This window comes from Thermomonospora sp. CIF 1, assembly GCF_001896795.1.
GTDB lineage: Bacteria > Actinomycetota > Actinomycetes > Streptosporangiales > Streptosporangiaceae > Thermomonospora > Thermomonospora curvata.
Map to the genome: position 1 here is coordinate 134,402 of NZ_MOYN02000003.1, position 26,113 is coordinate 160,514.

The window sequence follows — 26,113 nt, forward strand, 5'->3', positions numbered from 1 at the left end:
CCGCAAAAGGGAGGGCGCCGCGTCCGGCGGCCGGTCCCGGACACCGGGCCGGCCGCCGGGCGAACCCGAAGGTCAGGCGGTGAAGGCGGCGGCGTTCTCCTTCACCCACTGGGCGAAGGTGCGGGCGGGTTTGCCGGTGACCTCCTGCACGGTGGGCAGGACGGTGCGGCCGGCCTCGGGCGGGTTGGTGCGCATCTGCAGGAAGAACCCGATGTCGTCATCGGAGTAGCCCTCCTGCCGCCAGCGGGCGATGACCTCCTCCTGGGTCAGTTCCACATAGCGGATGTCGCGGCCGAGGACCTGGCCGATGATCTGCACCCGTTCGGGGATGGTCAGGGCCTGGGGGCCGGTGATCCAGTACTCCTTGCCGTGGTGGCCGTCTTCGGTGAGGGCGACGGCGGCGACGGCGGCGATGTCGGCGTCGTGCACCAGGGCGCTGCGGGCGGTGGGGAAGCCTTCGCGGACCACTCCTTCGGTGCGGATGGACTCGGCCCACTCCAGGGTGTTGGACATGAACTCCACCGGGGCCAGGCGGGTCCAGTGCAGAGTGGAGGCTTGCACCGCCTGCTCCAGGGGGCTTTTGTCCACATCGCCGGCCAGCAGGGTGACGTGGCGGACGCCGGCCTTACAGGCCAGCTCCACGATTTCCGCGCCGTTGGTGAGGGGCCCGTAGGTGGCGGCGTCGAAGGTGATCAGGTGGGCGGCGGTCACGCCGTCGAAGGCGGCGACCAGGGTGTCGGTGTCGGCCAGGTTGCCGGCCACGGCTTCGGCTCCGGCGGGCAGGTCCGCTTTGGCCGGGTCGCGGGTCAGGGCGCGCACGCGGTGCCCGGCGGCCAGCAGTTGCTCCACCAGGGGACGTCCGACATTACCGGTCGCACCGGTCACCAAGATGGTCATGGGGGCTTCCTGCGTCATGCCACGACGCTAGGAACGATTACGGTCACTTTCCGTCCGCAATCGACGGGACGGCGAAAGCGGCCGTTCATCGCCATGCCGCCGGGACTTCCGGTGATGCCGCCGCGTGCAGCGCCCGTCGACCTTCTTGCGGGGCGAGGCGGCCGATGCCGCTTGAACGCCGAGATCACCCGGGCCCTGCACCCGCCGGAGACCGCCGTCGAGACCCGCTCGTCCCGCATCCTCACCGGGGGCCGGCCTGCGCGACCGCGTGGCCGTCGTCTTCGCCTGCGAACAGGGCCTTGTCCGCCCGTCCGCTTTCCGTCCACGGCCGGGTGGTGCGGCCTGCTCACCCCCGGTTCGCCGGCGGGCGGGGATCGTCGAGGTCGAGCCGGAACACGACCCGGTCGGCCGACGGGCCGTTGTAGCCGGGGACGGGACCGGTGACGGTGAACCCCAGGGCGGTGTGGAAGGCGATCGAGCCGTGGTTGTGCGGGGAGGTGATCGCCTGCACCACGGAACGGCCGTCGGAGCGGGCGAGTTCGAAGAACCTCCGGTACATGCGGCGGGCCAGCCCCCGGCCCCGGAAGCGGGGATCGACGCCGACGAAGTGGATGTAGGCGACCTCCGGAGCCGAGGGCGACAGGAACCCCACCAGAAAGCCCGCCAAGTCGCCGTCATGCTCGGCCACGATGCTCGTGCGGTGGAAGTGGTCGAGGAACAACCGGGGGAGGGCGGCCCGGACCGGACGCCCCCACCAGTCGTCCATGACGGCGACGATGGCGTCGTAGTCGGCGGGCTCGGCCGGTCGCAGCCGGACGTCGTGGACCATGACCGCCAGTGTCCCCGAGCCCCCTGACACCCGTCTGACCGGACGCCGAAGACACCGGGCCCGGCGGGGGCGGGCGACGCTCCCGAACGCAGAGCACCGGTCCCCGATAGCATGGGCCGTCCGCGCAGGCGGCGGGGGTGCGGTCAGGTGCGCGGGCCCGCCAGGGAGAAGCCGAGGACGACCGCGGCGGAGACGACGATCTGGCCGGGCGCCAGGTCCTCGTCGCTGTGACCGCCGCCCGCGCCGTGGCTCCGGTAGCGCTCGTTGGGGAGGGGATCGTCGGGGTTGACGTCCTCGATGTGCACCACCTCGCCCAGCCGGACGCCCGCCGCCTCGGCGTACAGTTCGGCCTTGGCGCGGGCCGCGCGCACGGCCGCGCGGCGGGCCTCGGCGCGCAGTTCGCCCTTGGCGGTGACGTCGAACTCGACCCCCTCCACCCGGTTGACCCCGGCGTCCACGACGTCGATGAGCAGCTGCTGCAGGCCGTCCAGGTCGCCGGTCTCGACGGTGAAGGCGGCCTCACAGGTGCAGCCGACCATCTTGTGGACGCCGTCCTGGTACTGGTAGGCGCTGCTGAGCTTGAGCCGTGAGGAGGAGACGCGGCCGTCGGGGATGCCGTGGTCGCGCAGCACCCGGCGCAGCCCCGCCACACCGGCCTGCCCCGCCTCGAACGCCTCCCTGGGGGTCTTTTCCGTCACGTTGCCGGCCAGTTTGAGACGCGCCAGGTCGGGAGCCGACTTCACGCTGGCGGTCACACCCCAGGGCTGCCGGATTCGGACGTCCTGCCACATCAAGGGCCTCTAAGGGTGTCAGGGGGCGGGGGAACGGCGGTGATCTTAGGCGGGTCCGTTCCCCTGGGGCGGGCGGCGGCCGGTGCCGGCCGTCAGGTTTGGAGGGTGACCAGGCGGGTCTCGGTCATCTCCTCGATGGCGTAGGCGGGACCCTCACGGGTGTTGCCGGAGTCGCGGACGCCCCCATAGGGCTGCTGGTCGGCCCGGCTGGTGGGCACGTCGTTGATCAGGACGCCGCCGAAGTGCAGGCTCTTGGCGGCCTTCAGCGCCTTGCCCAGCTCGTCGGTGAACACCCCCGCCTGCAGCCCGTAGCGGGAGTCGTCGGCCAGGCGCAGAGCCTCTTCGAAGTCCGCATAGCGGGTCACGGTGACGATGGGACCGAAGACCTCCTGGCACTGGACGCGCGCCTGCGGCGGCGGCCCTTCGAGCACCGTGGGCCGGAAGATGCCGTGCTCGAGGGCCTCGCCCCCGGTCAGCAGCCTGGCCCCGGCGGCCACGGCCTCGTCGGTCCACTCCTTCATCCGCTCGGTGTCGTCCCGGGTGATCAGGGACGACACGTCGGTGTGCTCGTCCAGCGGGTCGCCCAGCCGCAGGTCCTCCACCCGCGGCAGCAGCTCCTCCAGGAAGTCGTCGGCGATGTCGTGGTGCACATAGACGCGCTGGGTGGAGATGCACGACTGCCCGGCGTGGGCGTACCCGGCGGTGGAGACCTTGGAGGCGGCGGTCTGCCAGTCGGAGGGGGAATCGACGATCAGCGGCGAGTTGGAGCCCAGCTCCAGCCGCACCTTCTTGCGCGGCGCCTTGGCCGCCATCGACCAGCCCACCTCCGCCGACCCGGTGAAGGTCACATAAGCGACCTCCTCATGGGTGGCCAGGGCGTCGCCCACGGTGCCGCCCCCGCCGGTGACGACGTTGAGCCAGCCGGCCGGGACGCCCAGCCCGTCCAGCAGCTCGGCCAGCAGCAGCGCCGACACCGGCGTCTGGGAGGCGGGCTTGAGGACGACCGGGCAGCCCGCCGCGATCGCCGGGGCGACCTTGTGCGCCACCAGGTTCAGCGGGAAGTTGAACGGGGTGATCGCGGCCACCACCCCCACCGGCACGCGCAGGGTGAACCCGGTCTTGCCGGACCCCGGCGGGGTGGCGTCCATGGGGATCACCTCGCCGGCGTAGCGGCGGGCCTCGGCGGCGGCGAAGGCGAACGTCTCCACCGCCCGCGACGCCTCCACCCGGGCGGTCTTGAGCGGTTTGGCGCACTCCAGCGCGATCGCCCTGGCGAACAGCTCCCGGCGGTCGCTGAGCGCGGCGGCGGTCTGCTCCAGCACCCGCACCCGGTCAAAGCGCGGGAAGTCGTCCCGCCGCAGCGCCTCGGCCGCGGCGCGCACCGCCCGGTCCACATCGCGCGGCCCGCCCGCCGGCACCCGCGCCACCAGGGAGCCGTCATAGGGCGCGCGGACCTCCATCTGCCCGTTCTCACCGGCCGGCGTCCACTCTCCGGCGATGAGCATGCCCGGGGGCTCAAAGTGCGGTTTGGTCTCGTTCACTGTCATGACCTCGTCTTCCTGGCTCATCGGGACCGGCCTTCGGGGAGGGCGGCCGGATCGGGCGATGGTTATGCCCCCTGGGCGGGTATTGATCCGAGCGAATCGGGGCTTGCGGCCCCCGGTGTGATGTCTGCCACGATGGCGGAGGGAAAACCCCGCGCCACACCCAGGGGCGGGGTCCTGACGTCGGCCGGTCGCGGTGACCCCGTGTCCCGGCCCTGGACGAGGAGTGAGACGTGACCATCGACTCCGCACGCGGTGCGCCGGCCAGCGGCCTGCAACAGGCCCCGCCGCCCGAGCTCATCCAGTTGCTGACTCCCGAGGGCGTCCGGGTCGAGCACCCCGACTACCCCCTGGAGCTGACCCCCGAAGAAGTCCGCGCCCTCTACCGCGATCTGGTGATGGTCCGCCGCATCGACATGGAGGCGGTGGCGCTGACCCGCCAGGGCGAGCTCGGCCTGTGGGCGTCCCTGCTGGGGCAGGAGGCGGCGCAGGTCGGGTCGGGACGGGCGCTGGGCGAACGCGACATGGTGTTCCCGACCTACCGGGAGCACGGCGTGGCCTGGTGCCGGGGCGTGGACCCGATCCGGCTGCTGTCGCTGTTCCGGGGGCTGAGCAACGGCGGCTGGGACCCGGCCGAGCACAACTTCCACCTGTACACGATCGTCATCGGCAGCCAGACCCTGCACGCCACCGGCTACGCCATGGGCATTCAGCGGGACGGCGTGCTGGGCACCGACAAGGCCGCCGCCGCCATCGCCTACTTCGGGGACGGGGCGACCTCCCAGGGCGATGTCAACGAGTCGTTCGTGTTCGCCTCGGTGTTCAACGCCCCGATCGTGTTCTTCTGCCAGAACAACCAGTGGGCCATCTCCGAGCCGCTGGAGAAGCAGACCCGCATCCCCCTGTACCGCCGGGCCCAGGGCTTCGGCTTCCCCGGCCTGCGGGTGGACGGCAACGACGTGTTCGCCTGCCTGGCGGTCACGCGCCGGGCCCTGGAGGCCGCCCGCAGCGGCCAGGGCCCCACGCTGATCGAGGCCTACACCTACCGGATGGGCGCGCACACCACCACCGACGACCCCACCCGCTACCGGCTGGAGGCCGAGCTGGAGGCCTGGAAGCTCAAAGACCCCATCGAACGCGTCAAGGCGTACCTGATCAAAAACGAGCAGGCCGACGCCGAGTTCCTCGCCGGGGTCGAGGAGGAGGCCAAGCAGTACGCGGCCGACCTGCGCCGCCGCTGCCTGCAGCTGCCCGACCCCGAGCCCGGGGCGATCTTCGAGCACGTCTACGCCGAGCCCCACCCGCTGATCACCGAGGAGCAGCGCGAGTACGCCGCCTATCTGGAGTCGTTCGAGGACGAGGGGGAGCGGTCATGACGGCCGTCACGCAGCAGACCACGACCACGTTGACGATGGTCAAGGCCCTGAACGAGGGCCTGCGCCGGGCCTTGGAGGACGACCCCAAGGTGCTGGTGATGGGCGAGGACGTCGGCCGGCTCGGCGGGGTGTTCCGGGTGACCGACGGGCTGCAAAAAGACTTCGGCGAGGACCGGGTGATCGACACCCCCCTGGCCGAGTCGGGGATCGTGGGGACGGCGATCGGGCTGGCGCTGCGCGGCTACCGGCCGGTGGTGGAGATCCAGTTCGACGGGTTCGTGTTCCCGGCCGCCGACCAGATCATCACCCAGCTGGCCAAGATGCACCTGCGGTCGCTGGGGGCGGTGCGGCTGCCGGTGGTGATCCGCATCCCCTGCGGCGGCGGGATCGGCGCGGTGGAGCACCACAGCGAGTCCCCGGAGATCTACTTCACCCACACCGCCGGGCTGCGCGTGGTGGCCTGCTCCAACCCGCTGGACGCGTTCACGATGATCCAGCAGGCGGTGCGCTGCGACGACCCGGTGATCTTCTTCGAGCCCAAGCGGCGCTACTGGGACAAGGCCGCGGTCGATCTGGCCGCCCCCGCCGAGTCCTGGACGCCCCTGCACGCCGCCCGGGTGGTCCAGCCCGGCCATGACGTGACCGTGCTGGCCTACGGCCCGATGGTCAAGACCTGCCTGGAGGCGGCCGCGGCGGCCCTGGAGGAGGGCCGCTCGCTGGAGGTGATCGACCTGCGGTCGCTCAACCCGCTGGACATCGACGCCCTGACGGCCTCGGTGCAGCGCACCGGGCGGTGCGTGGTGGTGCACGAGGCGCCGGTGTTCTCCGGGTACGGGGCCGAGCTGGCGGCCCGGCTGACCGAACGCTGCTTCTACCACCTGCAGGCCCCGGTGCTGCGGGTCGGCGGGTTCTCCACCCCCTATCCGCCGTCCCGGCTGGAGGAGCACTACCTGCCCGACCTGGATCGGGTGCTGGACGCGGTCGACCGGGTCATGGAGTGGTGAGCGGCATGCCCGAGATCAAGACGTTCAAGCTGCCGGACGTGGGCGAGGGCCTGACCGAGGCCGAGATCGTCCGCTGGCATGTGCACCCGGGCGACCGGGTCGAGGTCAACCAGATCATCGTGGAGATCGAGACCGCCAAGGCCGTGGTGGAGCTGCCCTGCCCGTATGAGGGCACGGTCGCCGAGCTGCTGGTGGAGGAGGGCCGCACGGTCGAGGTGGGCACCCCCATCATCTCCGTGTCGGTCCCCACCGGGGAGGCCGGGGAGAGCGCTCCGCCGCCCGCCCCGGACGGTACGGCCGAACCCGGCCCCCGGCAGGACCCCGAGACCGGGCCGTCCGAGCCGGCCCGGCAGCCGGTGCTGGTCGGGTACGGGGTGCGGCCCGGCGCCACCCGCCGCCGCCCCCGCAAGCGGCCCGCGGCCATCCGCCACGCCCGGCCCGCCCCCGCGCCCCATGCCCTGGCCAAGCCGCCGGTCCGCAAACTGGCCAGGGATCTGGGCGTCGATCTGTCCACCGTCACCGGCACCGGCCCCCACGGCACGATCACCCGCGAGGACGTGCGCCAGGCCGCCGAACGCGCCGCGACCTCCCCGGCGCCGCCCGCCGTCGAACGCCCGGGTTTCGCCGAAGTCCCGCAGGCACCGGTGCACGAGGGGCGAGGCCCTGCCGAGATGCCGCAGGAGGCCGGCGGCGTTCCCGGCGGGGAAGCGGTACGCGGTCTCACTGAGATGCCCGGAGGTGTTCTGCCCGGACGCCAAGGGCGGGGACCTGCCGAAATGCCGGGCGGGCTCGCCGAAGTTTCGGCGCCTGGAGAAGCACGGGCCGTCCAGGAAGGCGCGGCGGGACCCGCCGTCCCCTCGGCCGGCGGCCGGGAGGAGCGCGTCCCGGTTCGCGGGGTGCGCAAGAGCACCGCCGCGGCGATGGTCGGTTCGGCGTTCACCGCGCCGCAGGTCACCGAGTTCCTGCAGGTGGACGTCACCGAGACGATGGAGACGGTGCGGCGGCTGCGGGAGCTGCCGGAGTTCGCCGAGCTGAAGGTGACCCCGCTGCTGCTGGTCGCCAAGGCGCTGCTGACGGCGGTGCGGCGGCACCCGATGATCAACTCCTCTTGGGCGGACGGCGGCGAGGCCGGCGATGAGATCGTGGTCAAGCACTACGTCAACCTCGGCATCGCCACCGCCACCTCGCGCGGCCTGCTCGTCCCCAATGTCAAGGACGCCGACCGGCTGACGCTGCCCGAGCTGGCGGCGGCGCTGGGCCGGCTGGTCGAGGAGGCCCGCGCCGGGCGGGCCCGGCCGGCCGATCTGACCGGCGGGACGATCACCATCACCAACATCGGGGTCTTCGGGGTGGACGCCGGCACTCCGATCCTGACCCCGGGCGAGGCCGCCATCTTGGCGTTCGGGCAGATCCGGGACATGCCCTGGGTGCATCAGGGCGAGCTGGCGGTCCGCAAGGTCACCACGCTGGCGCTGACGTTCGATCACCGCATCGTGGACGGCGAGCTCGGCTCGGCCGTGCTGCGCGACATCGGCGCCATGCTGGAGAACCCGCTGCGCCTGCTCGCCTGGAGCTGACCTTCCGCCGGTGTCCCCGCGGGAACCCGCCCGCGGGGACACCACGCCCGTTGCAGAATATTTTTCTAGTCCTCTAGAATTTTCTTCTGTGAACAGGCGGCGAGGGACCTCCGAGGGCGGCAGGGAGAAGATCCTGCGGGCGGCGCTCGGCTGTTTCAGCCGGGACGGGGTGGCCGGCACCCCGCTCGGCCGGCTGCTGTCGGAGAGCGGGGTGAGCGCCGGCAGCTTCTACCACCACTTCACCGGCAAGGAGGAGGTCGCCGCCGTCCTCTACGCCGAGACGCTCCGCGGCTACCAGGAGGGCTTCCTGCGGGAGCTGCGGCGGCACGCCGACCCGCAGGCCGCGGTCGCCGCCTGCGTGGCGTTCCACATCGACTGGTGCCGGCGGCACCCCGACCACGCCCGGTTCCTGTTCACCGAACGCCCGCCCGGCCGGCAGGAGCCGGGCGGACGGGAACTGGCGGACTACAACCGGGCCTTCTACACCGACGTGCTGGCCTGGTGGCGGCAGCACGAGCACCACGGCGCGCTGCGTCCCCTCGACATCGTCACCGCGTACGTGCTGTGGCTGGGGCCGGCCCAGGAGCTGTGCCGGCAGTGGCTGACCGGCCGGGCGCCGGAGCCGTCCCCCGACCAGATCGCACTGCTGGGCGAGGCGGCCTGGCAGGCCCTGCGGCAGCCGGATTCCCGGCCCTCCCAGAAAGGAAGCCGAACATGACGGCCATCTCCTACACCAAGGTCATGGAGGAGGCGCGCGGCGAGACCCGCACGCTGGTGAACGTGGAGCGCCACGGCGGGTACGCGGTGCTCACGCTCGCCGACCCCGGCAAGCTCAACGTGCTCAGCGCGGCCATGACCCTGCAGCTGCGGCAGGCCCTGGCCGGCCTGGTGGCCGACCCGCAGATCCGCGCGGTCGTCCTCACCGGCACCGACCCCGGCTTTTGCGCCGGCGGCGACCTGCGGCTGATGCGCCAGGTCACGCAGGGCCTGGCCGACCCCGCCGACGAGGACGGCGCCACCACCCCCTGGCGGTTCATCCGGCGCGAGTTCGGCGGCATCGTCCGGCTGATCGCCGGCGGCGACACCGCCGTGGTGGCCGCCGTCAACGGCCCGGCGGCCGGGGTGGGGCTGGCCCTGGCCTTCGCCTGCGACCTGATCATCGCCTCTGAGCGGGCGGTGCTGGTCCCGGCCTTCGGCAGGCTCGGGCTGCTGCCGGAGGTCGGCACCAGCTGGTTCATCACCCGCCGCCTGGGCTATCAGCGGGCCTTTGAGTACTACGTCTCCGGCGAGCACATCCCGGCCCGGCGGGCGCTGGAGCTGGGCGTGGTCAACGAGGTGGTCCCCCACGAGGAGCTGCTGGAGCGGGCGCGCCTGTGGTGCGAGCGGATGATCGCGCTGCCCGAGCACGCGCTGTCGATGACCAAGCCGCTGCTGCGCCAGGCCGCCGACACGTCCTGGGAGCAGGCGCTGACCATGGAGGAGTACGCCGAGCCCTCCTGCTTTACGACCAAGCCGTTCGCCCGTTCGGTGGAGGGCATGCTCCGCCGCTGAGCGCGGTCCCGGGCGGCTCAGGCGGCCCGCCAGATCGCGACGGTGAGGGCGGTGGCGTAGCTCACCCACGCCCAGTACGGCACCAGCAGCAGCGCCGCGGGCCGCGACAGCCGCCAGAACCAGCCGATGGTGGCGCCCAGCGCCAGCCACAGCGCCACGATGTCCGCCACCGCCCAGCCGTACGCGCCGGCGCCGAAGAAGATCGGCGTCCAGATCGCGTTCAGCACCAGCTGCAGCCCGAACACGCCCAGCGCCGGGTGCACGCCGTGCCGCCGCCACACCAGCCAGCCCGACACCGCGATCGTCGCGTACAGCACCGTCCAGACCGGTGGGAACAGCCACGACGGCGGCGCCCAGTCCGGCCGGTCCAGCCGGGCGTACTCCTGCCCGGCTCCGCTCACCGCCAGCGCGCCCACCCCGGCGGCCAGCGCGGTCACCCCCGCGAACACCGCCAGGCCGCCCCACGTGGCGGCGGTGCCGCCCGGTCTGCGGCCCGTCCGGGGGACGCCCCTTTGCATGATTCTCACCATCGGCCGAGCCCTCATCCGTGTCGCTGCGTAGACGGGGTATGTGCCCGATCTGCACAGAACATTCCAGGGCGCGGACTTTGTGATTCACATCACTCGCCGTGATTTGTAGTTCGATACAAAAGGCGCAAAACCGGTATTAAGTACATAAGTATTAAGTTTTCAATTTTTGTCAGGGAAGAGTTTGGGGATATCGGCGCCCGGGAAATCTGTCGCCCGTATCACGAAACACCCGTGACCCACTGGTCACTCCACATTTGGAGGGCGCCGTGTCCACCCCAACGGTCACTCCCCCTCCCACCGTCCCCGCCTCCCGCCGCACCGCCCTGCGGAAGATCGTCATCTGGAGCGCGGTCAGCCTGCTCGGAGCCGTCGCCTGGGCGATGATCGCCCTGGTCAGAGGCGAGGAGGTCTCCGCCGCCTGGCTGGTGTTCGCCGCCCTGGCCTCCTACGCCATCGCCTACCGCTTCTACGCCCGCTTCATCGCCTGCAAAGTGCTGCGGGTCGACGACACCCGCGCCACCCCCGCCGAACGGCTCGACGACGGCATCGACTACCACCCCACCGACCGGCGGGTGCTGTTCGGCCACCACTTCGCCGCCATCGCCGGGGCCGGGCCGCTGGTCGGGCCGGTGCTGGCCGCGCAGATGGGCTACCTGCCCGGCACCATCTGGATCATCGTCGGCGTCATCTTCGCCGGCGCCGTCCAGGACATGGTGGTGCTGTTCTTCTCCATGCGCCGCAGCGGACGCAGCCTGGGCCAGATGGCCCGCCAGGAGATCGGCCCGGTGGGCGGGGCGGCGGCGCTGGTCGCCGTGCTCGCCATCATGATCATCCTGCTGGCGGTGCTGGCGCTGGTGGTGGTCAACGCGCTCAAGGACTCCCCCTGGGGCGCCTTCTCGATCGCCATGACCGTCCCGATCGCCCTGTTCATGGGCTGCTACCTGCGCTATCTGCGGCCCGGCAGGGTGGTGGAGGCCTCCGCCATCGGGGTGGCGCTGCTGCTGGCGGCGATCGGCGCCGGCGGCTGGGTGGCCGAGTCCTCCCTGGCCGGCGCCTTCACCCTCTCCGGCGAGACGCTGGTGATCGCGCTGGTGGTCTACGGCTTCGTGGCCTCGGTGCTGCCGGTGTGGATGCTGCTGGCCCCGCGCGACTACCTGAGCGCGTTCATGAAGGTCGGCGTGGTGGTGCTGCTGGCGGGCGCGATCCTGGCGGCCCGGCCGGCACTGCGCACCGAGGCGTTCACCGAGTTCGCCTTCACCGGCCAGGGCCCGGTGTTCGCCGGCTCGCTGTTCCCCTTCGTGTTCATCATCATCGCCTGCGGCGCGCTGTCGGGGTTCCACGCCCTGGTCTCCTCCGGCACCACCCCCAAGATGATCATGAAGGAGTCCCAGGTCCGGCTGATCGGCTACGGCGGCATGCTGACCGAGTCGTTCGTGGCGATCATGGCGCTGGTGGCGGCCTGCATCATCGACCCCGGCCTGTACTTCGCCATGAACATGCCCGCCCCCGCCCTCGGCCCCACCCTGGAGACCGCCTCGGCGGCCGTGGCGAACCTGGGCTTTGTCATCACCCCCGACCAGCTGGCCGCCGCCGCCCGCTCGGTGGAGGAGGCCACGCTGGCCGGCCGCAGCGGCGGCGCCCCCACGCTGGCCATCGGGATCAGCGAGATCTTCTCCGGCGTCCTCGGCGGCGACGCCCTCAAGGCGTTCTGGTACCACTTCGCGATCATGTTCGAGGCGCTGTTCATCCTGACCACGGTGGACGCCGGCACCCGCGTCGGCCGCTTCATGCTGCAGGACACCGTCGGCAACGTCTGGAAGAAGGCCGGGGACGTCGGCTGGAGGCCCGGCGTCTATGCCGCCAGCGCCGTCATCGTCGGCGCCTGGGGCTACTTCCTGTGGGCCGGGGTGCGCGACCCCCTCGGCGGCATCAACCAGCTCTTCCCGCTGTTCGGCATCGCCAACCAGCTGCTGGCGGCCATCGCGCTGGCGGTCTGCACCACGCTGCTGATCAAAACCGGCCGGGCGAAGTGGGCGTGGGTGACGCTGATACCGCTGGCCTGGGACGCCGCGGTCACCCTCACCGCGTCCTGGCAGAAGGTCTTCTCCGCCGATCCCAAGATCGGCTTCTTCGCCCAGCGGGAGCAGTACGCCCAGGCCCTGCAGGCCGGCCAGACCTCCCTGGGCACCGCCACCACCCGCGAGCAGATGGAACAGGTCGTGGTCAACACCACCGTCGACGGCGTCCTGGCGGCCCTGTTCGCCGTCCTGGTCGTCGTCATCCTGATCGACGCCTCCCGCGTGTGGATCAAGGCGCTGCGCGCCGGCCGCCCCCTGCCCACCCACGAGGACCCGTATGTGAAGTCCGAGCTTTGGGCCCCGTCCGGCCTGATCGCCACCGCCGAGGAACGCCGCCTCATGCGGCGGCGCCCACCGGCCGCCGCCACGGCCGGAACCGGTGCGGACACCGACGCCGGAGCGCCCGCATGACCCGGCCGCCGCACCTTTTCCAACGCGCCGTCTCCGCAGGTCGCCTGCGAAGACGGCGCGGCCTGAGGCGAGGTCGTGGCCTGCGCGGAGACCGTGAGGGCTCCCGTCCCCGGCTCCTTGGACCGCGTGTTGCAAGAGGTTCACTGCCTGAGCGGCTGCGCTCAGCCTGGCGTCTGCTCCGGGAGTTCGCCGGCGAACGGGCCTATGAGATCTACCTGGAGCACCGCCGCCGGCACCACCCCGGCGAGCCGGTGATGTCCGAACGGGAGTTCTGGCGCCGCCACTTCGACTCCCGTGGCCGCAATCCCGGCACCAGGTGCTGCTGAGCTCCCGGTATGTCTCCGTAGCGGCAGGGAATGGGAATTGCATGCAATTTACGGCCGCTGCACATCGCCGGGTGGCCGATATCGGCCAGAGCACATCCGGCTCCGGTATGCGATGATCATCGGCGCCGAGGTCCATGATCGGCTACGGGCATATGGCGAGAGACAGTGGAGCCGCCACCAATGGACGAAGGCGTTCAAAATCCTGCAATCGACACCACGGTGCCGCATTCGGCGCGGATCTGGAACTACTGGCTGGGCGGCAAGGACAACTACGAGGTCGACCAGGAGGCCGCCCGGCAGACCATGGAGGTCCTGCCGGAGATCGTGGACATCGCCCGCCACTCCCGGGCGTTCCTGCGGCGCGCCGTCCGCTACCTGGTCGCCGAGGCCGGCATCCGCCAGTTCCTGGACATCGGCACCGGCCTGCCCACCGCCGACAACACCCACCAGGTGGCCCAGTCGATCGCCCCCGAATGCCGGGTGGTCTACGTCGACAACGACCCTTTGGTCCTGGTACATGCCCGGGCCCTGCTGACCAGCACCCCCGAAGGCGCCACCGACTACATCGACGCCGACGCCCGCGACCCCGACACCATCGTGCGCGAGGCCGCCCGCACCCTGGACTTCACCCGCCCCGTCGCGATCATGATGCTGGGCGTCCTGCCCTTCATCGGCGACGACGACCAGGTCCGGACGATCCTGCGCCGCCTGCTGGAGGCCGTGCCCCCCGGCAGCCACCTGGCCATCACCCACAGCACCAGCGAGGTCACCGGCGAACGGGTGATCGAGGCGGTGCGCCGCTGGAACGAAGTGGCCCCCACCCCCTACACCCTGCGCAGCCCGCAGACCATCGCCTCTTTCTTCGACGGCATGGAACTGGTCGAACCCGGCCTGGTCTCCTGCCCCCGCTGGCGCCCCGACACCCACCAGATCGGCGACCAGCCCGACATGGACGAATACTGCGCCATCGGCCGCAAGTAATTCCACCCGAACAGAACGGAAATCCCGCGTATTCGGCCGATTACGAGACGTTCGGGGTTCTGCGCCGTAGCCTGGGAAATGCGAGTCTCTCAGGACGGAGCAGGGCCATGGCTGCTGGCGATACTCCCGAACGAATCGGCGTCCGCATAGCCCGTGAGCGCAAGCGGCGTGGTCTCACGCAGCTCGGCTTGGCCCAGCGGGCGAACTATTCCCGTTCTCATATCGCCCAGGTGGAGGCCGGGCACAAAATGGCCACCCCGGCGTTCATTGCCGCCGTGGCCGCGGCCCTGGGAGTCAGCCCGGCCCGCCTGTACGGCCAGCCCTTCTACGAGAACAGCCCCGTCCGAGGCGCCGTGCACACGCACATCCCGGAAATCCGCCGGGTGCTGGCCCTCGTCGATGTTCCCCCCGACCTGGAGGGGCCGCCGCGCCGCCTGACCGAGCTGGACGCCGAGCTGGCCATGATTCGCAGACTGCAGGTGGCCTCCCGCTATTCCCGGATCGGGGAGCGGCTGCCCGCACTGCTGCAGGAGCTGTCCTGGCACACCCACCACACCGAGCAGGCGCGGGTGTGGCACATGCTGTTCCTCGCCCAGGAGGCCGCCGCGGACCTGTGCCGCAAGCTCGGCTACCACGACCTGGCCGGCACCTGCCTGGACCGGGCCGCGGAGTCGGCGCGCCGCGCCCAGGACCCGCACCTGCCGCTGCTGGTGGTCTTCCGCCGATCGCTGCTGTTGCTGGCCGTCGCCCAGTGGCGGTCGGCCCTGACCCTGCTGGACCGGGCCGCCCGGGCGGTCGACCACTCCCGTGAGGACGCCGCCGAAGTCCTGGGCACCGCGCACCTGCGAGCCGCGATCGCCGCGGCCCGCGCAGGAGACGCCGCAACCGCATGGGACCACCACGGCCAGGCCGTCGAAATCCGCAGACGCGCCGGCCGGGCGCCCGGTGACCGGCACGGAATCACCACCGGCTTCGTCACCGGAAACGTGGCGATCCACGGCGCGGCGGTCGCCGTCGAACTGGGCGACCTGGACGAGGCGGTCCGCCGGGACCGCCGAATTCACCCCCGCCTTCTGGCGGATCTGCCACCTGAACGACGAGCGCACCACGAAATCGACATGTCGCGGGCGTTGCTGGAGACCGGCGACTACGACCGCGCGCTTCAACGCTTGGAGAAGGCCGAACAGATCGCCCCGCAACTGACCTACTTCCACCCCTCGGCCCGGTCGGTGGTGGCGCACCTGGTGGATGTCCGCCGGACGCTGCCCGAACCGCTGCGCAGGCTCCAAAGCCGCATGGGCGTATAGCGGGAGTTCCTTGACATTCACAGCTCTAGAGGTGAGAACTGAACCTTTTTCAACACGCTGTCTCTGCAGGTCGGGACGGGGCATCGCAGTCCGGGCCGCTGCCGTGACCTGCAACGTCACGGCAGCGGAGACCATGAGGGCTCCCATCCCCGGTGCCTTGGACCACGTGTTGAAAAAGGTCCACTGGATGGTGGTTTTTCAGGTGATGGCGGGACGGCCGGATCCTTTCGTCATAGCCTGGGGAATGTGAATCACTGAGCATGGAGTAGGGCCATGGTCGCTGACGCCGCTCCCGAACGAATCGGCATCCGCATAGCCCGCGAGCGCAAGCGGCGTGGTCTCACGCAGCTCGGCTTGGCCCAGCGGGCGAACTATTCCCGGTCCCACATCGCCCAGGTCGAGGCCGGGCACAAGGCGGCCACCCCGGCATTCGTTGCAGCCGTGGCCGAGGCGCTCGAAGTGGATCCGGCGCTGATCTATGGGCAGCCGTACCGGGGAGTCGGCAGTGACGACAAAGCGCATGCGGCCATTCCTGAGCTTCGGCGCATCCTCGCCTGCGTCGGGGCCGGACCCGAACCGGACAGGCCGCCCCGCGGATTGGATGAGCTGGAAAGGCAGATCCGCCAGGCTCGGCGGCTGCTGCTGCAGGTGCGCCTGACCCGGCTCGGGATGATGCTGCCCGCCGTCTTGGAGGAGCTGACCTGGCACGCCTACGAGACCGACTCGCCCAAAGCGTGGGGGCTGTTGTTCCGCGCCTACTACGAGGCGGTCAGCCTCACGCGGCGGCTCGGATACACCGGGGATGCGTTGGCGCTCCTGGAGCGGGCGGCCGATGCCGCCCGGCGTTCCCAGGACCCGCATCTGCCGCTGCTGGTGAGCCTGCCCCGGGCGCTGCTGCTGATGTCCATGAATCAGAACCGGACCGCGTTGCGGCTGCTGAATGACGCCCTCAGCCGGGTCGAGGCGGACCGGCCGGACGCCGGGGAGGTCGCCGGGGCATTGGAGCTGCGCGCGGCGGTCGTGGCGGCCCGCACTCGTGACGGCGTCAGTGAAGCCTGGGAGCACCACGGACGCGCGGCCGAGCTGGCGGAGGCCGGGCGGCTCGGCGACGGCCGGCACGGGATGGAGTTCGGCATGTCCAACGTCGCCGTGCACGGCGCCGCCATAGCGGTCGAACTGGGGGATTTGGACGAGGCCGTACGGCGGGACCGGGACATCAGGCAGCGGCAGGTACTGGAGGGCATGGCGCCGGAACGCCGTGCTCATCACGAAATCGACATGTCGCGGGCACTGCTGGAACTCGGCGACTATGACCAGGCGCTGGCACGGGTGGAGAACGCTGAACGGATCGCCTCCCAGATGACTTACTTCCACCCCTCGGCCCGGTCGGTGGTGGCGCACCTGGTGGACGTCCGCCGGACGCTGCCCGAACCGCTGCGCAGGCTCCAAAGCCGCATGGGCGTATAGCGAAGTGTTCCTCGGCGTCCACCGGTTCGGGTGGGGATGCGACTGGGGGCCACCGGAGAGTCGGTCTGGCGTGTGGTGAACGCGTGCATAGGGCTTGGTGAGTGGAGCTGGGGGCGAGGCCGGGAGGTCGGCGGAACACCGATCGGGCCTTCTGGGCACCCCGGGAGTTCTGTGACTTCTTCCCAAGCTGACGTGCCGGTATCAGACGGCCGAGCCCTTTGAGGTGCTCCCAGGCATGAAGGTCGAGCACTGCGGGCGAACCGGGTAGCTCATGCCGTCCGACGTGACCGCGGAATGAATGTTCCTGCTGGGGACGTTACGCACCGCGACGGCCGTGACTCTGTGAGTCATGAGCACGACTTCTTCGCGCGACTCTCAGCAGCGGCCGGTGGCCGCTGTGCCCCGCAGGGCACGCCGCTTCCCAGGGTCTGGCCATGAGAAGACGAGGGCGTCCGTGCGTACTCGCCGGGGCGCGAGCCGGTCGCGGGTCTATGACCCCCGGCAGCGGTGGATCGCCGCGAGCATCGAGCGGGAACGCGCGCCCCGCTGGGTGGTGTGGTGGGGCGTGGCCTCCCGACGGGCGGTGCCGACCTGGCAGGGCGCCGCGGTCGCGATCGTCGAGGGCCGTGACGCCGGCGAGCTGTGGGCGGCGATGAACGCCGTCGAACGGCGCGCGCTGGGGTCCGCCGACAGGGGCAGCGGCGGCGGGTTCGGCCGGGACGTGCGGTGACCGGTGAGGTCTACCGGGTGGACGTGGCACCGGCCGGGCAGGTGTGCGAGGGGGCCGTCCACGGGCCGGTGCTGGCGCCGGCCGCGGTGGTGGCCACCGCCGATGGGTCGTTCTGGTGCGCGCTGTGCTGGTGGCCGATCGCCGTGGCGTTGCTGACCGACGGGCACCGCGTCGTCTACAGCGCGACGGCCCGGGACGTCCTTGGGATCGGCGTATAAGGGGCCATCCCCATCCCTGCGGGCGTATGCGATGATCGCGGGCGGCTTTGGGAGGTGCGCATGCGGTGGCCTTTGGGACGTCCGCGGATGGACGCGTTCGCCGGGCTGGTCGGCGTTCCGGTGGCCGAGGGGGACGGCGGGGTGTCGGGGATGTTCCTGGGGACCAGCAGCGTGCTGCTGCGGGACGGGGACACCGCGCTGCTGACCGACGGGTTCTTCACCCGGCCGGGCTGGCTGCGGGTGGGGCTGGGGCGGATCGCGCCCGACCGGGAGGTGATCGACGCCTGCCTGCGGCGGGCGGGCATCGGGCATGCCGGGTCGCTGGCGGCGGTGATCTGCGTCCACTCCCACTACGACCACGCCATGGACGCCCCGGTGATCGCCGAGCGGCTGGGGGCGAAGCTGGTGGGGTCGCACTCCAGCGCCAACATCGGGCGCGGGCACGGGCTGCCCGAGGAGGCGCTGCGCACCGTGGAGGACGGGGAGACGGTGCGCTTCGGGGATTTCGAGGTCACGTTCGTCGTCGGCGTGCACTGCCCCGGCGACCTGGCCCCCGGCGTCATCGACGCGCCGCTGTCCCCGCCCGCCCGGGCCAGGGCGTACCGGACGGGCGAGGCGTACTCGGTGTTCTTCCGCCACCCGCTGGGGACCGTGCTGGTCCACGGCAGCGCCGGTTTCGTGCCGGGACGGCTGGACGGGCACCGCGCCGACATCGTCTACCTGGGCATCGGCCAGCTCGGCAAGCAGGACGACGACTACCGCCGCCGCTACTGGGCGGAGATCGTCCGCGCCACCGGCGCCGAGGTCGTCATCCCGATCCACTGGGACGACTTCACCACCCCCTTGCTGACCGCCCCGCTGCGCCCGTTCCCCTACTTCGCCGACGACATCGCCGTCTCGATGCGCTTCCTGGTCGAGCAGAGCCGCCGCGACGGCGTCCGCCTGGTCCTGCCGGACCTTTGGCGGGAGACCACCCTTCTTCCCGTCCGCTAGACGCTCCTCCGCCGCCGTCCGGTCTGCGCGGCGGCCGCGCGTTCCGGCCCGCCGGGGCGGCACCGGGCTTGCGCGCCCGCCGAGAGCCGGGCCGGTTGCCGGTGTGCGGTGCCGGTCACCGGTTCGCCTCGTGGCGGGCCCAGTCGGTCAGGTCGGCCAGCGAGGTGAAGCGGTGGGCGGTGCCGTCGCGGACGGCCTCGTAGGCCTCGCCGGTCCAGGTCACGGCGAGGTCGGCGGGGCCTTCGGGGGACGGGTGCCAGCCGGCGCGGGTCAGGGCGCGTTCCAGCAGGGGGCGGCGGGTGCCGTCGGCGGTGACGCGGGCGGTGCCGCGGCCCTTGCCGTGCAGGACGAACACGCCCGAGGCGGCCTCGAAGGTCAGTTCCTCGCCGTCGAAGGACGCGCCGATCGTCCCGTTCAGCGTCAGTTCCTCGGGGGTGCCGCAGTGCAGCGCGCCCGCCGGGTCGATCAGCCAGATCCGGTCGGCGATCCGCAGGGCCAGCTCCAGGTCGTGGGTGGAGACCACGACGACCAGGGAGCGTTCGCGGGCCAGGCGCCGCAGCAGCCCCATCAGCGCCACCCGGGACGGCACGTCCAGGAAGGCGGTGGGCTCGTCCAGGAGGATCGCCGACGGCTCCTGGGCCAGGGCGCGGGCGGTGAGCACCCGCTGCCGCTCCCCGTCCGACAGTTCGGTCACCGGGCGGTGCGCCAGGTGCGCGGCGCCGGTCACCTGCAGGGCCCAGTCGATGACCGCTTGGTCGGCGGCGGTGAGCCGCCCGGTGAAGCCGGTGTGGGGGTGGCGGCCCAGGCCGGTCAGCTCCCGGGCGGTCAGCAGGGCGGGCAGGTCCCGTTCGGTGAGCACCACGGCGATCCGGCGGGCCCGTTCCACCTCGTCCAGGGCGGTGATGGGGGAGCCGTCCAGCAGGACCTGCCCCTCCAGCGCCGGCTGCAGCCCGGCCAGGGTGCGCAGCAGCGTGGACTTGCCGGTGCCGTTCGGGCCGATCAGCACGGTCAGGTCGCCGGGCCGCGCCACCGCCTCCAGCCCTTCCAGGACGCGCCGGGCCGGGCGGCGGCGCCGTCCGGGGTAGCCGACGCTCAGCGATCGCAGCGACAGCATGGCCTCACCCCGCCCATCCGGTCTGGGCGGCGCGGCTGCGCAGCAGGACGGCGATGACCACGGGGGCGCCCAGCACGGTGGTGACCGCGTTCAGCGGCAGCACGGCGCCGCTGCCGGGGGCCTGGGTGGCGATGCAGCAGACCAGCGAGACCGCACCGCCCAGCAGCACCGACGCCGGCATCAGCACCCGGTGGTCGGCGGTGCCCAGCAGCAGCTTGGCCATGTGCGGCACGGCCAGGCCCAGGAAGGCCACCGGGCCGCAGTAGGCGGTGACCGAACCGGCCAGCACCGACGCCGTCAGCAGCGTGGCGGTGCGGACCCGGCGCACCCGCACGCCCATGGTGCGGGCGTAGTTCTCCCCCAGCAGCATGGCGTTCAAAGGCTTGACGCCCATCAGGGCCGCCGCCAGGGCCGCGGTGCACACGGGTGTGAACAGGGCCAGGTCCCCCCAGGTGGTTCCGGAGTAGCTGCCCAGGCTCCACCCCAGGTACTGCTGGGCGCGCTGGGCGTCGGAGTAGGCCAGCAGCAAGGTGATGAGGGAGGCGGTGGTCGAGCCCACCATCACCCCGATGATCAGCAGCGTGACCACCGAGCGCACCCGCCGCGACAGCGCCAGCACCAGCCCCAGCACGGCCGCCGCCCCGGCCGAGGCGGCCACCACGATCCCGGCGCGGCCCAGCCCGGCGACGCCGCCGGTGAAGGCGGAGGCCAGCCCGCCCCACCCGGTGACCACCAGCGCCACGCCCAAACTGGCGCCCGAGCTGACCCCCAGGATGTAGGGCTCGGCCAGCGGGTTGCGAAACAGCGTCTGCATCTGCACCCCGGCCACCGACAGCGCCGCCCCGGCCAGCAGCGCGGTGATGGCCCGCGGCAGCCGCACCGTCCAGATGATGGTCTGCGCGCCGGGGTCGGCGTTCTCCAGGCGCAGCAGCGCCGCCACCGCCTGGTCGAGCGGGATCGTGGTGGATCCCAGCGCCACCGCCAGCACGAAGGAGACCGCGACCGCCGCCGCCAGCACGGCCATGACGGCCGTGCGGCGGCGGGCGGCCGGGGCGAATGCGGGCTCGGTCAACGGGCGAGCTGCTGGTAGAAGGTGAACGTGTGGCCCGGCATCAACTCCGGGTGCAAGATGGCCACCAGGTCGGCCAGGATCAGGTCGGGACGGCCCACGCCGCGTTCGTAGAAGTCGTTGCCGCCGCCGGGGCCGAGCACCTTGTTCATCGACCAGACCTTGCCGGACTTGAACGCGGCGAACTCGGCGTAGCGGGGGTCGGCCTTGCGGACGTCCTCCAGGGACTTCCAGTCGTTCATCTGGGGCAGCCAGACCTCGGCGTCGCGGGCCTTGGACAGCACGGTCTCCAGGTCCAAATTGGTGCTGCCGGTGCCCTTGGTGTCGGCCCAGGCGTAGGTGCCGCCCGCATCGGCGATCAGCTTGGCCATGAAGCTCTCCCCGTTGGGGATGGCCCACTGGCCCTGGAACATCTGGCCGGGCAGCACCGAGACCGGCTCGGCCTGCTTGGCCTTGGCGGCCAGCTCCTGGTAGGCGGCGGCGACCTTGTCGAACACCTCGGTGGCCTTGGCCTCGGTGCCGGTGAGCGCGGCCACGAACTTGATCCACTCGGCCCGGCCGAGCGCGCTGGTCTCCTGCCACTCGGCGTTGGCGACGATCTTGATGCCGGCGTTGCGCAGCGTCTGGTGGGCGGGCACGTCGTTGCCGTCGGTCATCAGCACGTCCGGACGGGCGCCGATCACCTTCTCGGTGTCGATCTCCTGCCCGGTGATGTCGGCGTACTCGATGATCTGCTTGGCCGCCACCCGCTCGCGCACCTGCGGGGAGGTGATCAGCCCGGCGGAGGCCACGCCCTTGAGCCGGTCCAGCACGCCCAGGTCGGTGATGAACGGCAGGTGCGTGGTCGAGGAGGCGAACAGCGTGCGCACCGGGGTTTCGACCACCACCGCGTCCTTGAGCTCGCCTTCGGCCTTGGGGGCGGGGGTGCCGCAGCGCACCAGCACATAGGTCTGCGGCTTGGCCCCCGGGGCGGGCTGCTTGACGGTGACGACCTGGTAGTTCTTGGCGTAGGTCAGGGTGAAGTTGGTGGCGTGCCGGATCGTCTGCTTGACCGGGAAGTAGTCCTTGGAGGCGTCGAATTCCTTGACGCAGCGGTCGCCTTGGGCCGCCTGCGACCCCTGGCCGTCCCCGCCGCACGCGCTCGCCACGAGCGACAGGGCCACCAGCGCCGTGGCCAGCGGCCATGCCCGGCGGGTGCGGAAGGTGCGCGATGAGCCCCCCTCGGCGGGACGCCCCGCCTCCGGGCGGTGGGGCAGGGACGGGTCCGGCTGCCGTTCGGCCGGGGTGCGCCCGGCTCGGTGCACAAGGTTCACTGGCGCTCCTGCGAGACTGGCCGCGGCGGCCGTTCCTCGACGGCGTCCGCGGCAGGCGGTGGGACGGACCGTTCCAGAGAGTCCCGCGGCACGCCGGAGCCCGGCGTGTCCTCTCATGGGGAGATCCGCCCCATCTGACTGAGGAGGCGACTGCGTGAGTCTCCTGGCTCTCGGGTCGTCGCTCGCCCCGGCCTTCCCACCCGCGTGCGGGCAGTGGCGTCATCGGGGTCCGCTCGCCGATCACAGTGGCGGGACCGCGCCGGACTCGCACCGGCTTCCTCGTCCGCCGTCGCCTACGGCGTGCAATCTTCGCATATGGGCTGTTCCGGTGTCCATGGGGCCGGGGGCGCGTCCGCCGCCGTTTCACAGGGCTCGTGAGGGCTCACGGGCCCGCAAGCCCTGGGGGCGCCGCCCGGAACGGGGTCATGCGTTCGTCACAAGGAGTTGCATAAAGAGACGGAACTGCATTTTCGGTCCGATTAACGAGGTCTTTTTGTTGCGGGTAATTCGCCCTTCCCGGAAGTGGATTCGGTGATATTCTGAGCCGAGTCCCCTCCACATCCTCCGAGAATCGGAGCTTTTCATGGTCTCTGCGGAGCTGCCTTTCTCAGGAGTGCGCACCGACATTCCCTCCCCGGCGCGGGGTTATGGCTGGATGCTGGGCGGCAAGGACAACTACGAGGCCGACCGGCAGTTCGTCCGGCAGATGCTGAAGAACCTGCCGGAAGCCCTGGACGCCGCCCGGGAGAACCGGCTGTTTTTGTACCGGGTGGTGCGCCACCTGGCGGCCGAGGCGGGAATCAGGCAGTTCATCGACATGGGCTGCGGGCTGCCCACCGACAACAACGTCCACCAGGTCGCCCAGCGGTTCGCCCCGGACTCCCGCGTCGTTTACGTCGACATCGACCCGATCGTGCTGGCGCACGGCCGGGCGCTGCTGGCCGACGACGACTCCACCACGGTGATCAGGGCCGACATCCGCCAGGTGGAGGAGATCCTCGACCACCCGGAGACCAAGCGGCTGATCGACTTCGATGAGCCGGTGGCGGTGCTGTTCCTGTCGGTCGGCCACATGCTGCCCGACAAGGACGACCCGCGCCGGATCCTGCAGACCGTGATCGACCGCATCGCCCCGGGCGGCTACATCGCCTTCACCCAGGCCACCTCGGACGACCCCGCGCACCGCGCCTTGATGAACTCTCAGCTCAGCGCCTACGGCCTGACCTGGCAGACCCGCAGCCCGCAGGAGGTCCAGGCCCTGCTGGCGGGACTGGAGCCGGTGGCGCCCGGCCTGGTGGACGTCAACGACTGGCGCCCCGACCCCGACCAGCCGCCGCTGCCCCCCGTCCCCGAAGAGCTGAAGCCCTACGAAGGCGCCTCCAAGCTCAACAAGGCCGGCTGCGAGTACGGCGGCCTGCTGCGCAAGCCCGCCTGATCACCGGGCCTTGGCAGGCGCACGGGGGCGCCGGACGGGCGAAAGCCCGGCGCCGCCACAGGCGGCTTGCGGAAAGAACGCGTTGGATGAGGTTCACCGCTCCGGACGGCCGCACGTCCCCGGAGGGCGGATGAACGCCAAGGTCGCGGCGGTGATCTGCGCCTTGGAATGCCCCTGGGCGATCAGGCGGGTGGCGGCGTTCAGCGTGCCGACCATCAGCTCCATGGTGATCTGCGGGGACGGGTCGCCCAGCTCGATCAGGGCCTGGCAGAGCGGCTCGGTCAGCCGCCGGTGCAGGACGCGGATCCGCGCCGCGTCCTGCGGCGGCAGGCTGGGAAAGCCGATGGCGTCGGCGATGCGGTGCTCCTCGCTCCCGGCGAACTCCAAGAACGTCCGGATGTAGGCGGTCACCCGCTCGGCGGGGCCGGCCTGGGCGGCCATCACCTCGCCGAGCCGGGCGTTCCACCGCTGGAAGATCTCCTCCAGCAGGTGCACCAGGATGTCGCGGGAGGTGGGGAAGTACTTGTAGACGCTGGAGCGGGCCAGCCCGATGCGGGCGCCGACCGCGCCCGGAGTCACCGCCTCCGGCCCATCGGCGAGCACGATCCGCCGGGCCGCCTCCAGCAGCTCGGCGTACCGGCGGGCGCGGTGCTCGGCGACGGTCGGGGCGGTGATCCTCGGCAATGCACTTCCTCTGCGCGCAGGTCAGGACAGCTTGCCGTCCCGCATGTGGACGACCCGGTCGGCGGCCTCCAGCAGGTCGGTGTCGTGGGTGACCATCACGGTGGCGGCCTTGCGCTCGTGGGCCTGGGCGGCCAGCAGCGCCACGATCTCACGGGCCCGGCGGCGGTCCAGCGCCGCGGTGGGCTCGTCGGCCAGCAGCACCGCCGGCCGGTTCAAGCAGCACCGCCGGCCGGTTCATCAGCGCGCGGGCCAGCCCGACCCGCTGCCGCTCGCCGCCGGACAGCTCGTGCGGGCGGCGGTCGGCCTTGGCGGTCAGCCCGACCGCCTCCAGCAGCTCGTCGGCGCGGGCCCGGTCCTCGGCGGTGATCCGCCCCGACAGGTGCGGCACCAGCAGCAGCTGGTCGCGGGCGGTCAGCGAGGCCAGCAGGTTGCCGCTTTGGAAGACGTAGCCGATCCGGGTGCGGCGCAGCCTCGCCAGCTCGGCGGCCTTGGCGCCGGAGACGGTCACATCGGCGATGCGCACCTGGCCCCGGGTGGGGTGGATCAGCGCGCCCGCCACGGCCAGCAGGCTGGACTTGCCCGACCCCGACGGGCCGACGACCGCGACGAACTCCCCGGGCTCCACGGTCAAGGTGACCTCATCCAGCGCGGTCACCAGCGTGTCGCCCGTCCCGTACTCCAAGGTGACCTGCTCCAGGGCCAGCCCGGTCGTGGTGGCGGTGGTGGCGGTCATCGGTTGCCTCCCAGGGCGAGCAGCGGATCGACGGAGGTGATGCGGCGCAGCGCCGCCAGCGCGCCCAGCACGCCCAGCACCACCAGCAGCGCCATGGCGGTGACGATCGGGCCGGGCGCCCAGGCGATCGGCATGCCGGGGGCGACCCGCCGCAGCAGCGCGATCATCCCCGCGCCGACCGCGGTGCCGACCGCGGTGGCGGCCACCAGCACCACCAGCACCTGGGCGAGGGCGTCGCGGACCAGGTAACCGGCCGAGCCGCCCAGCGCCCGCACCAGCGCGATCTCGTCCTTGCGCTGCACCGTCCAGACCACGAAGAAGGCGCCGACCACGAACATCGAGATCACGTACAGGAAGAACTGGATCATCTGCATCGTGGCCTGCTCGGCGGAGTACCCCGGCGACTGGCCGTAGGACTCCTCCCGGCTGAGCACCTCGGCCTTGGGGCCGCCGGCGCCGGGCTCACCGTCCAGGGCGATGGCGGTGGCCACCTTGAACGCCTCCTGCGGCGGCTCGCCGGGCAGCCCGTAGTAGATGCGCTGCCAGGTCTTCAGCGGCGCGTACGCCACCGCCACATGCCCGTAGGAGACATCGCCGATGGTGCCGATGATCGGCAGCCGCACCTCGCTGCGCTCCACGACCAGCGTGTCGCCGATCTTGAGCCCCTCGTCCACCAGCTTGCGGGAGATCAGCACCCCGTCCTCCCGGCTGCCCAGCGGATCGCCGGTCAGCGGCTCGGGCGCCATGAACGAACCGGGCTCCACGCCGAACACCGCGACGTCCACATCCTTGCCGCTGCGCTCTTCCTTGGCGTGGGTGAGCGTGTTGCCGTACGGGGTCGCCGCGCGGACGCCGGGGACCTTCGCCCACTGCTGCGCCAGCGCCGGATCGACCGTGCTGCGGGAGAACAGGTTGCCGTCCACGCCCGGCTGGAAGGCCAGGTGGGTGGCGGGGAGACTGCGCAGCCCCGACACGTTGTCGTTGACCAGGCCGTTGGCCAGGCCGGTGAGCAGGACGGCCAGCACCGCGATCAACCCGACCACGGTGCCCATCAATGTAAAACGCCCCCGGGCGAACCGGAGGTCGCGCAATGCCAGGAACACGGACCACCTCGAAGGATCGGCGACATGCCGACACGAATCTAGAAGATGGGGG

General features: G+C 71.6%; 24 protein-coding genes, 1 pseudogene and 1 riboswitch. Of the genes and pseudogenes, 14 read left to right on the forward strand and 11 right to left on the reverse strand.

Features of this window, described 5'->3' with window-relative positions:
* Positions 1-72: 72 nt before the first annotated feature.
* The 4 genes from BUE48_RS01620 to BUE48_RS01635 form a co-directional block, all read right to left on the reverse strand.
* Positions 73-915, reverse strand: a complete 843-nt coding sequence (locus tag BUE48_RS01620; RefSeq protein ID WP_286988486.1) for an SDR family oxidoreductase — start codon at positions 913-915, stop codon at positions 73-75.
* Between the two features lie 328 nt (positions 916-1,243).
* Positions 1,244-1,726, reverse strand: coding sequence for a GNAT family N-acetyltransferase (locus tag BUE48_RS01625; protein WP_286988488.1), 483 nt, complete (start codon positions 1,724-1,726; stop codon positions 1,244-1,246).
* A 143-nt stretch (positions 1,727-1,869) separates the two neighbouring features.
* Positions 1,870-2,481: an SIMPL domain-containing protein gene (locus BUE48_RS01630; protein WP_286988489.1), complete on the reverse strand. Its 612-nt coding sequence runs from the start codon at positions 2,479-2,481 to the stop codon at positions 1,870-1,872.
* 128 nt (positions 2,482-2,609) lie between these two features.
* Positions 2,610-4,064, reverse strand: a complete 1,455-nt coding sequence (locus BUE48_RS01635) for an aldehyde dehydrogenase family protein (RefSeq protein WP_041440552.1) — start codon at positions 4,062-4,064, stop codon at positions 2,610-2,612.
* Positions 4,065-4,294: 230 nt separating this feature from the next.
* Here BUE48_RS01635 and pdhA point away from each other — a divergent pair, with 230 nt between their 5' ends.
* The 5 genes from pdhA (at position 4,295) to BUE48_RS01660 (ending at position 9,569) form a co-directional block, all read left to right on the forward strand.
* Complete coding sequence (pdhA, locus tag BUE48_RS01640; RefSeq protein WP_012850714.1) at positions 4,295-5,437, forward strand: pyruvate dehydrogenase (acetyl-transferring) E1 component subunit alpha; 1,143 nt, start codon at positions 4,295-4,297, stop codon at positions 5,435-5,437.
* Positions 5,434-6,441 carry an alpha-ketoacid dehydrogenase subunit beta gene (locus tag BUE48_RS01645; protein ID WP_012850715.1) on the forward strand — a complete coding sequence of 336 codons (1,008 nt, stop codon included), beginning with the start codon at positions 5,434-5,436 and terminating at the stop codon, positions 6,439-6,441. The genes pdhA and BUE48_RS01645 overlap by 4 nt, the downstream gene beginning before the upstream one ends.
* A 5-nt stretch (positions 6,442-6,446) precedes the next feature.
* Complete coding sequence (locus BUE48_RS01650) at positions 6,447-8,018, forward strand: dihydrolipoamide acetyltransferase family protein (protein WP_286988493.1); 1,572 nt, start codon at positions 6,447-6,449, stop codon at positions 8,016-8,018.
* 88 nt (positions 8,019-8,106) lie between these two features.
* Positions 8,107-8,736 carry a TetR/AcrR family transcriptional regulator gene (locus BUE48_RS01655; protein WP_012850717.1) on the forward strand — a complete coding sequence of 210 codons (630 nt, stop codon included), beginning with the start codon at positions 8,107-8,109 and terminating at the stop codon, positions 8,734-8,736.
* The gene (locus tag BUE48_RS01660; RefSeq protein ID WP_012850718.1) at positions 8,733-9,569 is read left to right on the forward strand and encodes an enoyl-CoA hydratase/isomerase family protein; all 837 of its coding nucleotides are present in this window, start codon (positions 8,733-8,735) and stop codon (positions 9,567-9,569) included. The genes BUE48_RS01655 and BUE48_RS01660 overlap by 4 nt, the downstream gene beginning before the upstream one ends.
* A gap of 17 nt (positions 9,570-9,586) precedes the next feature.
* Here the strand turns inward: BUE48_RS01660 and BUE48_RS01665 are convergent, their stop codons facing one another.
* A complete protein-coding gene (locus tag BUE48_RS01665; RefSeq protein ID WP_148232887.1) occupies positions 9,587-10,087 on the reverse strand; it encodes a TspO/MBR family protein in 501 nt (166 codons plus the stop codon).
* A 278-nt stretch (positions 10,088-10,365) separates the two neighbouring features.
* Between BUE48_RS01665 and BUE48_RS01670 the strand changes: the two genes are divergently transcribed.
* From BUE48_RS01670 to BUE48_RS01705, 8 genes are all read left to right on the forward strand, one after another.
* Positions 10,366-12,588 carry a carbon starvation CstA family protein gene (locus BUE48_RS01670; RefSeq protein WP_012850720.1) on the forward strand — a complete coding sequence of 741 codons (2,223 nt, stop codon included), beginning with the start codon at positions 10,366-10,368 and terminating at the stop codon, positions 12,586-12,588.
* A complete protein-coding gene (locus BUE48_RS01675; protein ID WP_286988497.1) occupies positions 12,585-12,914 on the forward strand; it encodes a YbdD/YjiX family protein in 330 nt (109 codons plus the stop codon). The genes BUE48_RS01670 and BUE48_RS01675 overlap by 4 nt, the downstream gene beginning before the upstream one ends.
* 180 nt (positions 12,915-13,094) lie before the next feature.
* Positions 13,095-13,895 carry an SAM-dependent methyltransferase gene (locus tag BUE48_RS01680; RefSeq protein ID WP_012850722.1) on the forward strand — a complete coding sequence of 267 codons (801 nt, stop codon included), beginning with the start codon at positions 13,095-13,097 and terminating at the stop codon, positions 13,893-13,895.
* Between the two features lie 107 nt (positions 13,896-14,002).
* Positions 14,003-15,202 (forward strand): helix-turn-helix domain-containing protein, encoded by a 1,200-nt coding sequence (locus tag BUE48_RS01685; protein ID WP_286988499.1) that lies wholly within the window; start codon positions 14,003-14,005, stop codon positions 15,200-15,202.
* 273 nt (positions 15,203-15,475) lie between these two features.
* Positions 15,476-16,669 (forward strand): helix-turn-helix domain-containing protein, encoded by a 1,194-nt coding sequence (locus BUE48_RS01690; protein WP_286988501.1) that lies wholly within the window; start codon positions 15,476-15,478, stop codon positions 16,667-16,669.
* Positions 16,670-17,123: 454 nt separating this feature from the next.
* Entirely contained in the window at positions 17,124-17,399 is a 276-nt protein-coding gene (locus BUE48_RS01695) for a hypothetical protein (RefSeq protein WP_286988503.1), read from the forward strand.
* Positions 17,396-17,617: a hypothetical protein gene (locus BUE48_RS01700; RefSeq protein ID WP_012850726.1), complete on the forward strand. Its 222-nt coding sequence runs from the start codon at positions 17,396-17,398 to the stop codon at positions 17,615-17,617. Before BUE48_RS01695 ends, BUE48_RS01700 begins: the two co-directional genes overlap by 4 nt.
* Before the next feature lie 60 nt (positions 17,618-17,677).
* On the forward strand, positions 17,678-18,610 hold the full coding sequence (locus BUE48_RS01705; protein ID WP_286988504.1) for an MBL fold metallo-hydrolase: 933 nt from the start codon (positions 17,678-17,680) through the stop codon (positions 18,608-18,610).
* Positions 18,611-18,725: 115 nt separating this feature from the next.
* Here the strand turns inward: BUE48_RS01705 and BUE48_RS01710 are convergent, their stop codons facing one another.
* From BUE48_RS01710 to BUE48_RS01720, 3 genes are read right to left on the reverse strand one after another with little or no spacing between them, the layout of a single operon-like run.
* Positions 18,726-19,724, reverse strand: a complete 999-nt coding sequence (locus tag BUE48_RS01710) for an ABC transporter ATP-binding protein (RefSeq protein ID WP_012850728.1) — start codon at positions 19,722-19,724, stop codon at positions 18,726-18,728.
* 4 nt (positions 19,725-19,728) lie between these two features.
* Positions 19,729-20,796, reverse strand: a complete 1,068-nt coding sequence (locus BUE48_RS01715) for a FecCD family ABC transporter permease (protein ID WP_012850729.1) — start codon at positions 20,794-20,796, stop codon at positions 19,729-19,731.
* On the reverse strand, positions 20,793-22,106 hold the full coding sequence (locus tag BUE48_RS01720) for an ABC transporter substrate-binding protein (RefSeq protein WP_286988505.1): 1,314 nt from the start codon (positions 22,104-22,106) through the stop codon (positions 20,793-20,795). Before BUE48_RS01720 ends, BUE48_RS01715 begins: the two co-directional genes overlap by 4 nt.
* Positions 22,107-22,242: 136 nt before the next feature.
* Positions 22,243-22,427, reverse strand: a riboswitch (cobalamin riboswitch).
* Positions 22,428-22,689: 262 nt separating this feature from the next.
* Here BUE48_RS01720 and BUE48_RS01725 point away from each other — a divergent pair.
* Positions 22,690-23,541 carry an SAM-dependent methyltransferase gene (locus tag BUE48_RS01725; protein WP_286988507.1) on the forward strand — a complete coding sequence of 284 codons (852 nt, stop codon included), beginning with the start codon at positions 22,690-22,692 and terminating at the stop codon, positions 23,539-23,541.
* 93 nt (positions 23,542-23,634) lie between these two features.
* Here the strand turns inward: BUE48_RS01725 and BUE48_RS01730 are convergent, their stop codons facing one another.
* From BUE48_RS01730 to BUE48_RS01740, 3 genes and pseudogenes are all read right to left on the reverse strand, one after another.
* Positions 23,635-24,225: a TetR/AcrR family transcriptional regulator gene (locus tag BUE48_RS01730; protein ID WP_012850732.1), complete on the reverse strand. Its 591-nt coding sequence runs from the start codon at positions 24,223-24,225 to the stop codon at positions 23,635-23,637.
* 21 nt (positions 24,226-24,246) lie between these two features.
* Positions 24,247-24,958: pseudogene (locus BUE48_RS01735) on the reverse strand (ABC transporter ATP-binding protein).
* Positions 24,955-26,061, reverse strand: a complete 1,107-nt coding sequence (locus tag BUE48_RS01740; RefSeq protein ID WP_286988509.1) for an ABC transporter permease — start codon at positions 26,059-26,061, stop codon at positions 24,955-24,957. Before BUE48_RS01740 ends, BUE48_RS01735 begins: the two are co-directional and overlap by 4 nt.
* Positions 26,062-26,113: the final 52 nt, after the last annotated feature.